This window comes from Rothia sp. HMSC064D08 (genome assembly GCF_001809525.1).
Lineage (GTDB): Bacteria > Actinomycetota > Actinomycetes > Actinomycetales > Micrococcaceae > Rothia > Rothia dentocariosa.
In genome coordinates, this window is sequence record NZ_KV797887.1 from 61,066 (window position 1) to 69,177 (window position 8,112).

Annotated in this window: 7 protein-coding genes; 5 read left to right on the top strand and 2 right to left on the bottom strand. The window is 52.3% G+C overall.

Features of this window, described 5'->3' with window-relative positions:
- The 5 genes from HMPREF2625_RS00450 to HMPREF2625_RS00470 form a co-directional block, all read left to right on the top strand.
- Positions 1-479, top strand: a 479-nt coding sequence (locus HMPREF2625_RS00450) for a DUF6318 family protein (protein WP_070520412.1), incomplete at its 5' end; no start/stop codon positions are given.
- A gap of 38 nt (positions 480-517) precedes the next feature.
- Positions 518-1,240, top strand: coding sequence for a DUF6318 family protein (locus HMPREF2625_RS00455; RefSeq protein ID WP_083295574.1), 723 nt, complete (start codon positions 518-520; stop codon positions 1,238-1,240).
- Between the two features lie 242 nt (positions 1,241-1,482).
- On the top strand, positions 1,483-2,175 hold the full coding sequence (locus tag HMPREF2625_RS00460) for a DUF6318 family protein (RefSeq protein WP_070520418.1): 693 nt from the start codon (positions 1,483-1,485) through the stop codon (positions 2,173-2,175).
- A 79-nt stretch (positions 2,176-2,254) separates the two neighbouring features.
- The gene (locus HMPREF2625_RS00465) at positions 2,255-2,953 is read left to right on the top strand and encodes a DUF6318 family protein (RefSeq protein WP_070520422.1); all 699 of its coding nucleotides are present in this window, start codon (positions 2,255-2,257) and stop codon (positions 2,951-2,953) included.
- A gap of 27 nt (positions 2,954-2,980) precedes the next feature.
- Positions 2,981-4,195 carry an MFS transporter gene (locus HMPREF2625_RS00470; protein WP_246826559.1) on the top strand — a complete coding sequence of 405 codons (1,215 nt, stop codon included), beginning with the start codon at positions 2,981-2,983 and terminating at the stop codon, positions 4,193-4,195.
- A gap of 41 nt (positions 4,196-4,236) precedes the next feature.
- Here the strand turns inward: HMPREF2625_RS00470 and HMPREF2625_RS00475 are convergent, their stop codons facing one another.
- Together HMPREF2625_RS00475 and HMPREF2625_RS00480 are read right to left on the bottom strand one after the other, a co-directional pair.
- Positions 4,237-6,228, bottom strand: a complete 1,992-nt coding sequence (locus tag HMPREF2625_RS00475) for a M13 family metallopeptidase (RefSeq protein WP_070520429.1) — start codon at positions 6,226-6,228, stop codon at positions 4,237-4,239.
- 197 nt (positions 6,229-6,425) lie between these two features.
- Positions 6,426-7,871, bottom strand: coding sequence for an MFS transporter (locus HMPREF2625_RS00480; RefSeq protein WP_048754647.1), 1,446 nt, complete (start codon positions 7,869-7,871; stop codon positions 6,426-6,428).
- Between the last annotated feature and the right edge of the window lie 241 nt (positions 7,872-8,112).

Sequence of the window (8,112 nt, forward strand, 5' to 3'; positions counted from 1 at the left end):
AGCCGGATAACCTGAATGATAAATCGGTGGAGGGCTTCTACGCCAACATTGGGTTCATTATGGCTGCAATCCAGTACTTGGGGGGAACATGGAACGTCGATCCGTTATTAGAAACCAACTTCGATTATAAGGACTCTCTCGCGCAGACTATAAAAACATATATAAAAGAGGATTACACTGAGAAAAACTGGACCGATGTCAAGTTCAAAATCTCTTTGGATACCCCTCAACCGACGATTGAGGGCGATAAATACAACTGGAATGGCAAAATAATTGTAGACCGCGGAAATTTTTATGTATATAGTCGCCAGGCGCATGATGTTCCCCAAGATCAGCGTATCAGTGAAGAGGCGGCGATATTTATTGGTACCTACCAGGATGGTAAGTGGAAAATCAGCATTGAGACAAGTAAATCCGCGTCCCCTGGCGCTGGCAGCGGGTCGTCCACTGGTTCCGGTCTGGGCGGATTCGGACTCTAACATCATAAAGCAGAAGGTCTGAGCAGAAAGGAAATATTATGTCTGATCAGTACGTTATTTCTCGCCGTTCCGCTCTTGGCGTGATCGGCGCCGGTTCTGCGGCGGCTGCCCTTGCCGCATGCTCAACCAGTAATTCTAATGGCGGCGGCGGTTCTGATTCGTCGAAACGTGATGATTACAGCGGCGAGGTGAAGTATGACAAGTTTGATACTTCCGCCGGGAATTATGAGCCCGCAACCCGTGAACATCCTGCAAAGAATGTTCCGAAACCGATTAAGCCGGATAACCTGAATGATAAATCGGTGGAGAGCTTCTATCAGAATATCGCCTTTATTATTGCTAGTTTCCAGTATTTCTATATGACGGCAGATAGCAGTGCTCTTAAGGAAAGCAACCTTAAAGGCAAAGAACAACTCTCAAAGGTTGAAGAACAGATGAAATCTTCTGGGGCACCAGATAAGCTTTGGTCTGAGGACTTCACTGTCAAAGTTTCTCTTGATACTCCGCAGCCCAAGATTGAAGGCGACACCTATACATGGGAAGGAAAGGTATCGGCGAATCTGGGCAGCTTTACGGTTCAAAATGGTCAGGTGACGGATATTCCCGAGAAATCGCGGCGTCAGGAAGGGGCGCAAACCTTTAAAGGCACCTACAAAGATGGTAAATGGGAGATTGACCTTGGAGTGAGTAGCTCTGCATCTTCTGATGCCAGCGGTGGCGCATCCACCGGTTCCGGCAGCGGCGGAGGACTCGGGTTCTAAACCTCTTTCTGGCTGAACCGCATCGGACGTAAATATGGGACAAGCCCGCAGAAACACGTGCGTTTCTGCGGGCTTAATCTATGTCTGCGGGGCTTGTTTGTGGTGGGAGTGTCATAATTACCTGTACTGCGGCTCTACTCCGGGATAATAGAGGATGCGCCCCTCACGGTAACATCATTCCCCGAACGAAAATACCGGTAACGACGCCGTATTTTCCGCCTCTATGAGAAAGGTACCCGCCCATGACTTCCTCGTTCATATCCCGCAGAGCTGCCTTCGGGGCGCTAGGTGCCGGTTCCGCGCTTGCCTTCGCCGGATGCGCCTCCCGCGTGCAGCCGCTCTCGGCGGACGCATCCACGAGTTACCGTGCCGACTATTCGGGTGAGGTCACGTTTAACAGCTACGACACCTCCGCAGGAGAATACGTGCGCGCAACCCGTACCCAACGCGCGAAGAACGTGCCGAAACCGGTGAAAACCGCCATGATGACCGAGAAAAGTTCCGCCGGGCTCTACTCGCTATTTGGATTTCTTGGGGCAGCCTTCACCTACGGAATTATGACCAACGATTTCTCTCCCTTCAAAGAAATTACCTTTGTGGGAGGAATAAACGGAGCCGAAGCCTTTGAGGAAAGCAGCGTGAAAGAGCTTGAAAATATGTGGTTTGAAGACCCTAAAATGACGTTTACGCTCAAAGACCCGACTCCCACCCAGAACGGCGACGTCTACACATGGGCGGCAACGACCACATTCTCAACAGGTAATTTTGTAGTGTATGAGGGCACTGCGGTAGACATTCCCAGCGAGGCAAAGAAAGACGTTCACGACGGAGAGTTTAAGGCACGATATAACAACGGACGCTGGTTGCTGATCGATATTCCCACCAATACCGACTTGTCTTCTAGCTTTGGCTCAGCGGGCAATCTGAGTGCCTAATTCCAGGGATAGTACTGGCCGGGAGTATCCGGGATAATAGTGTTAGAACAATAGTCGCCATCGATGAAAGGTCTTTCTCATGACACAGTCGTTTGTATCCCGCAGAACCGCCCTAGGCATGCTGGGCGCAGGTTCCGCGCTCGCTTTTGTTGGATGCGCATCCAACGTCGGCAGCGTGAAACCGCTCCCGACGGATGCTACGGCAAGCTACCGCAGCGATTTCAGCGGCGAAGCGAAGATCGACGAATACGATACCTCGGCGGGGGAGTACCGTAAGGCGACCCGCACTGAACGCGCGAAGAACGTGCCCAAACCTATCAAGCCTAAGAACGCCGACGAAAACTCAGTGGCAGGGCTGTATTCCAGTATCGCGTTCTATACTGCGGCGACCCAGTACATGATGGAGAGCGGTGACGACAGCCTGATCGAGCAGACTGCGTTGAATGATACAGATAAAAGCTCCGTTAAGTCGTCCTCGTACCAGTTTTCAACGATCTGGTTTGAAGAACCTAAGGTGACAGCCAACCTCACCACACCGAAGCCCAAGGAATCCGGCGGGGAATACACCTGGCCTTCCCGATTCACCATAGGGTTGGGCAGCTTTATCGCCACCTCAGGAAGGGATGCTGATGTCCCCTCAAGCTCCCGCAGCACCACGCTCGACGTCGATATAACAGGGAAGTATGAAAACGGGCACTGGGTTATTGGCGGGTTCGCCGCAGCCTTCCGCAGCCAGGTAGGTTCAGGCTCTAGCAGCAGTAGTGGATCGAGCATCTAGTCTTCTGTTCTGAGGTTATGGAACGTGATGAGGTGCAGCAGAGCGTACTATCTCATCCCGGCGACGGCGCTTTCACGCATAGGCACCGTCGCCTACACCATTGTGGTGACCTGGTATATCAGCCAGCACGCCGGTCAGCAGATGGTTGGGGTGATGAATGCGTGTAGCGGTGCGGGAATATTCCTCGCCAGCATTCTTGGATTTGTTGTTATTGACAGGTTTAAGAAAAAATCCCTGCTGATTTTCTACGATATTTTTAATAGCCTCTGCTGCCTGTGCGCTCTTGTTCTTTTATCGTCAGCACGCGGAGAATTTATCGTTTATATACTGATTATTCTTTCGGCTCTCATGTCTTTAGCCGCGACCGCATACAGCCCCACAAGCCGCGCTATCATTCCTGAGATTCTTGGACATCGAGAATTTGAAAAATACAATAGCACCTATTCGATGGTGGGAGAGCTATCACGTGCTGTGAGCCCCCTCGTGGGAACCATGATTCTCATGCAGAATTTTGCGAATGCCCTAGAGCTTTCAATCATCGTCAATCTGGTGTCATTTATTCTGTCTTTAGTGCTCACTTTTATGCTGCCCGCTGGGTCTGTCGTTACCCGACACTCGGAGGGCTCCGAAGTATTCCAAAAAACGCATATACTTCATGATTTAAGGTTTGGACTAGTATATATAGCTTATAGTGCATATTTTAGACGCGAACTTGTCTTCGCCGCCCTCCTCAATATGTGGGGTGCCTCAACCCTTTTCCTGCTTCTAGGGCGAATTGCTTACTTGGGGTTAGGGCAAGAAGTTTACGGTCTTGGTATGTTTATGGGAACTATGGGCGCCGTGGCTGCATCTTTTATTCTCAACCGCATGCCTGCGCTGAGGCGGTGGGCGCATCCACAAATATTACTGCTGGTTATCGGTGGCGCGTATGTATTGGCACTTATACCCGGAATTATCAGCGTTATTACTGCACAAAGTATAGTGAGTGGAATTATTGTTATCTACACTATTGGTCTTTTCTCGGATTTGCAGAAGAAGAGCGATGCTGGGCATATTGGAAAAGTAATGTCTGTCTTTAGTTTAGCGGCAGCGCTTTTTACATCGCTGGGAAATTTGCTCTTCTCACATCTAAGTGCGCGGGTAGATACCGGAATATATGCGTTCGTATGTGCCGCATCCTTAGCCCTCACAGCTGCGGTGCTTTGGGCGATGCGGCGCTTCTTAACTCCCACGAGCAGATAGCAATTCGCTATCTGCTCGCGCTATTGGGAGCTGGCAGGTGGCTACCAGATACGCACGCGATCCTCCGGCGCCAGATACAGTTTGCTGTCCTCAGGAACATCGAACGCATCATAAAACTCGTCGATATTGCGCACCACGCCGTTCACCCGGAACTCGTCGGGGGAGTGCGGATCCACCGAAATCATCATCTCCGCATGCTGCGGGCGTGACTTAGTGCGCCATCCCTGCGCGGTAGACCAGAAGAGGCGCTGCGCGGCCGTCATGCCATCAATAACCGGCGCATCCGCCAGCGAAGTGATGCCCTGCTCGGCAAGCGCAATCTCATAGGCCCTCAATGCAATCGACAGACCCGAAAGGTCGCCGATATTCTCGCCCAGCGTCAGCTCACCATTCACCTGGAACTTCTGCGGGTCAAGGTTCGCCGGGGTGTAGGCATTATACTGCTGCACCAGCGCGCTCGTGCGTTTGGTGAACTCGGCGAAATCCTCCTCGGTCCACCAGTTATTCAGCGCGCCGTCGCCGTCATAAAGCGCACCCTTATCGTCAAACCCGTGGCCGATCTCGTGACCGATTACCATGCCGATACCGCCGTAGTTTGCAGCGTCGTCGGCCTCAGGGTCGAAGAATGGCGGGCGCAGAATAGCCGCGGGGAACACAATCTCGTTAGCGGGCGGCATATAGTAGGCGTTCACGGTCTGCGGAGACATCAGCCATTCGTTCTTATCAACCGGGTCGCCAGCGCGATCGATCATGAAATCGCTGTTAAAGGCGGCGGTGCGGCGCAGGTTCTCGAACAGGTCACCGGGCACCAGGGTCAGTTTCGAGTAGTCGCGCCACTCATCCGGGTAGCCAATCTTCGTGACAAACTTCGAGAGCTTCTCCAGCGCCTTCTCGCGGGTGGCTTCGGTCATCCAATCCAGGTTTGTGATGGAGCGGCGGTATGCTTCCAGCAGGTTATTGACCAGCTTGAGCATTTTCTCCTTATGCTCCGGCGGGAAATGCACCGCCACATATTCCTTGCCGAGCTCCTGATCGAGCGCGTTCTCCACAGCCGCAACGCCGCGTTTCCAACGTTCGCGCAGCTCTTCGGTGCCCGAGAGGGTGCGACCGTAGAAATTGAAGTTTTCCTGTACAAACGCATCCGGCAGGTAGGGTGCGCGGGAATGGATAGCGCACCACAGAGCCCAGAGTTTCCAGGTCATCAGCGGGGTGGACTGCCACATGTTCGCCACGCCCTCCAGGAAAGAAGGCTGAGAAACAATGACCGTGCCCAGCTCTTTGGGGTCTGCCCCCAGCGCAAGAAGCCACTGCTGGAGCGGGAAACCGGGGAATTTCTCGTCAAGTTCGGTGGCTTTGACGGGGTTATATTTCGCCTCTGCATCACGGTTTTTCACGACATCCCAATGATGTGCGGCGATCTCGGTCTCGTGCGAGAAAATAAGCTGTGCCGCCTCCATAGGGGTTAGGTTGAAGCTCTCGGCAAGGCCGGTCAGCTCGAACATGGTGGCGATATGTTCAATATACGCGGCGCACACCTGTTCGTACTTCTCTTCGCGGTAGTATGCCTCATCGGGCAGACCCAACCCGGCCTGGGTGAGGTAAAAGACGTAATGTTCGGGGTCTTTCTGATCGATGCTGGTGTACCACCCGAGAAGCTGCGCCAGCCCAGCCCGTGAGAGGAGTGCTAGAGTGACGGCGAGCTGCTCGCTCGTGGCGGCGTTGAGAATCGGGGCAACCTCGCGCATGAGCGGTTCCAGCCCGTCGGACTCAATCTTTTCGGTATCCATAAAAGAGTTGTAGAGCGCGCCGATGCGGGATTCAGGCTGTTCCTTGGCGATACGCTCAACAATCTCACGCACATGCTTTTCGGCATCATCGCGCAGAGTGTACAGCCCGCCGTCTTTGGAACGGTCGGCGGGAATTTCATAGGTATCGAGCCAGCGGCCGTTCACGTGGCGGAAGAAATCATCGCCCGGTTTAACCGCATTATCGACCCATTCGGTCGTAATTCCAGAGTTCTTTGCATTATCCATGACCCCATTCTAGGGGCTTTGAGGCGCGAGAACCTTGAAGATAACACCTCTTCGGCATATTCCCTCAGGGGCGTAATTCGGTGAACGCTGGCATCCTTTGTCCTTAAAAGGTAACCGCGAGCAGGTAGGATTTTGCCGATAAGGTAGGAAAATCCTACCTGCTCGAATCAAAAACCACCTGCTCGCGGAAGTTGAAACTACGCCTGCGCGTTTTCTGCAGCGAGTTTCTTATCCCTCTCAGCCATCATGCGTTTCTCGGCCCCATTGACAAGCCAGAGGAACACAATAGCCAGTCCCGAGCACACGATCATGAAGATGAATGCGGTGCTCCAGCCCCAGTGATCCACAATGATGCCGATACCGGTAGAAGCCAACGTAGCGCCCAGAGCATACCCGAAAAGACCGGTAAATCCTGCGGCGGTACCCGCGACATGTGAAGGCGACAGGTCGATAGCCTGCAAACCGATCAGCATCACCGGCCCATAAATCAGACCGCCAATCAGCGCCAACGCAATATAGGCGATAATGAGCGGAGCATCGGCTGAAGGCAGCCAATACAGCAAAATAGCGCCTACGGTAGCAATCAAGAAGAGAATACCCGCGGGTGAACGACGTCCCTTGAAGACATAGTCAGAGACGAAACCGCAGAGAATAGTGCCGCCAATACCGGCAAGCTCCAGGATTGAGAACCCAGCGATACCGCCCTCAAGGGAAGCGTGGCGCACATCGTGCAAATATTTAGGAGCCCACACCAGCACACCGTAGCGCAGAGTGTACACAAAGACATTAGCAAGAGCCAGATACACCATGGTCGAATTAGTCAGCACATGCTTACGAATAGTCGTCCATGTTGATTCAGAACGGTCTTCGTCCGTGGACTCAACCTTGTGGGGATCGTTGCGGTACACGTCAATAGTGGGCAGACCCTCAGCCTCTGGATTATCGCGAATCAGCAGCCACGCCACAAAAGCAAGCACAAAGCTAATCACCGCAGGGAACCAAAAAGCAACCTGCCAGGTTTTACCGAAGAGCGTGAAACCCCAGGCGACCAAAAGACCCGAGAGCGCGCCACCAACGTTATGTGCGGTATTCCAAAGAGAAACCTTAGACCCGCGCTCGCTCGTAGAGAACCAGTTCACGAGCACGCGACCTGAGGGCGGCCACCCCATACCCTGGAAGATACCGTTGAAGACCATAATGGCGGCCATGGTGGATGCGATTGCGGCCCCGTATCCTGCAGCTGCCGCACCGGATCCCATGTACCCGGCTATAGCAAGCAGAACGTTTGCAATACCAGAAAGCACCAATCCTATGGGGAGGAATAACCGCGCATTAGAGCGGTCAGAAATCATAGCGGTAAAGAATTTGCTGAAACCATAGGCTAAAAGCAATGCCGTAGAAAGCGCACCAATAGCCGCATTACTAAAACCGAGCTCATGAGTCAGAATCGGCGTAACAAGCGGAACGTTATTGCGAATCAGATAAAACGTTGCATACCCGATAAAAATACCCATAAAAACCTGAAAACGTAGGCGGGGGTACTTCGCCGCGACCTCTGCTGTGTTCAGTTGAGGTTTTGCTGTCGGGATAGCAAGCCAGCGGGGTACAGAACCCTTCTTCTTTGGAGAATCTGTAGTAGTCATGCTCGAATTTTAGGAATAGATACCTATAGAAATAGTAATTTTAAGAGCATATGTACAGGTTACTTAAACTAGAAGTGAACATATGTTCAGAATGATTATTCTGTGAATAACAATTTTAGGCTGTCACAACAGTAAATTTTTTATTTATGTGAGATAGGACTATGTCTTAGGGAACATAAATGCCTATATTGGATGCGCATACCCTCTATATAACCGCGAGCAGGTAGGATTTTGCCGATAA

What these genes read in the sequence shown, in the direction of transcription:
- HMPREF2625_RS00455 (WP_083295574.1), top strand. Translation starts at nt 518, where the DNA reads ATGTCTGATCAGTACGTTATTTCTCGCCGTTCCGCTCTTGGCGTGATC.
- HMPREF2625_RS00460 (WP_070520418.1), top strand. Translation starts at nt 1,483, where the DNA reads ATGACTTCCTCGTTCATATCCCGCAGAGCTGCCTTCGGGGCGCTAGGT.
- HMPREF2625_RS00465 (WP_070520422.1), top strand. Translation starts at nt 2,255, where the DNA reads ATGACACAGTCGTTTGTATCCCGCAGAACCGCCCTAGGCATGCTGGGC.
- HMPREF2625_RS00470 (WP_246826559.1), top strand. Translation starts at nt 2,981, where the DNA reads ATGAGGTGCAGCAGAGCGTACTATCTCATCCCGGCGACGGCGCTTTCA.
- HMPREF2625_RS00475 (WP_070520429.1), bottom strand. Translation starts at nt 6,228, where the DNA reads ATGGATAATGCAAAGAACTCTGGAATTACGACCGAATGGGTCGATAAT.
- HMPREF2625_RS00480 (WP_048754647.1), bottom strand. Translation starts at nt 7,871, where the DNA reads ATGACTACTACAGATTCTCCAAAGAAGAAGGGTTCTGTACCCCGCTGG.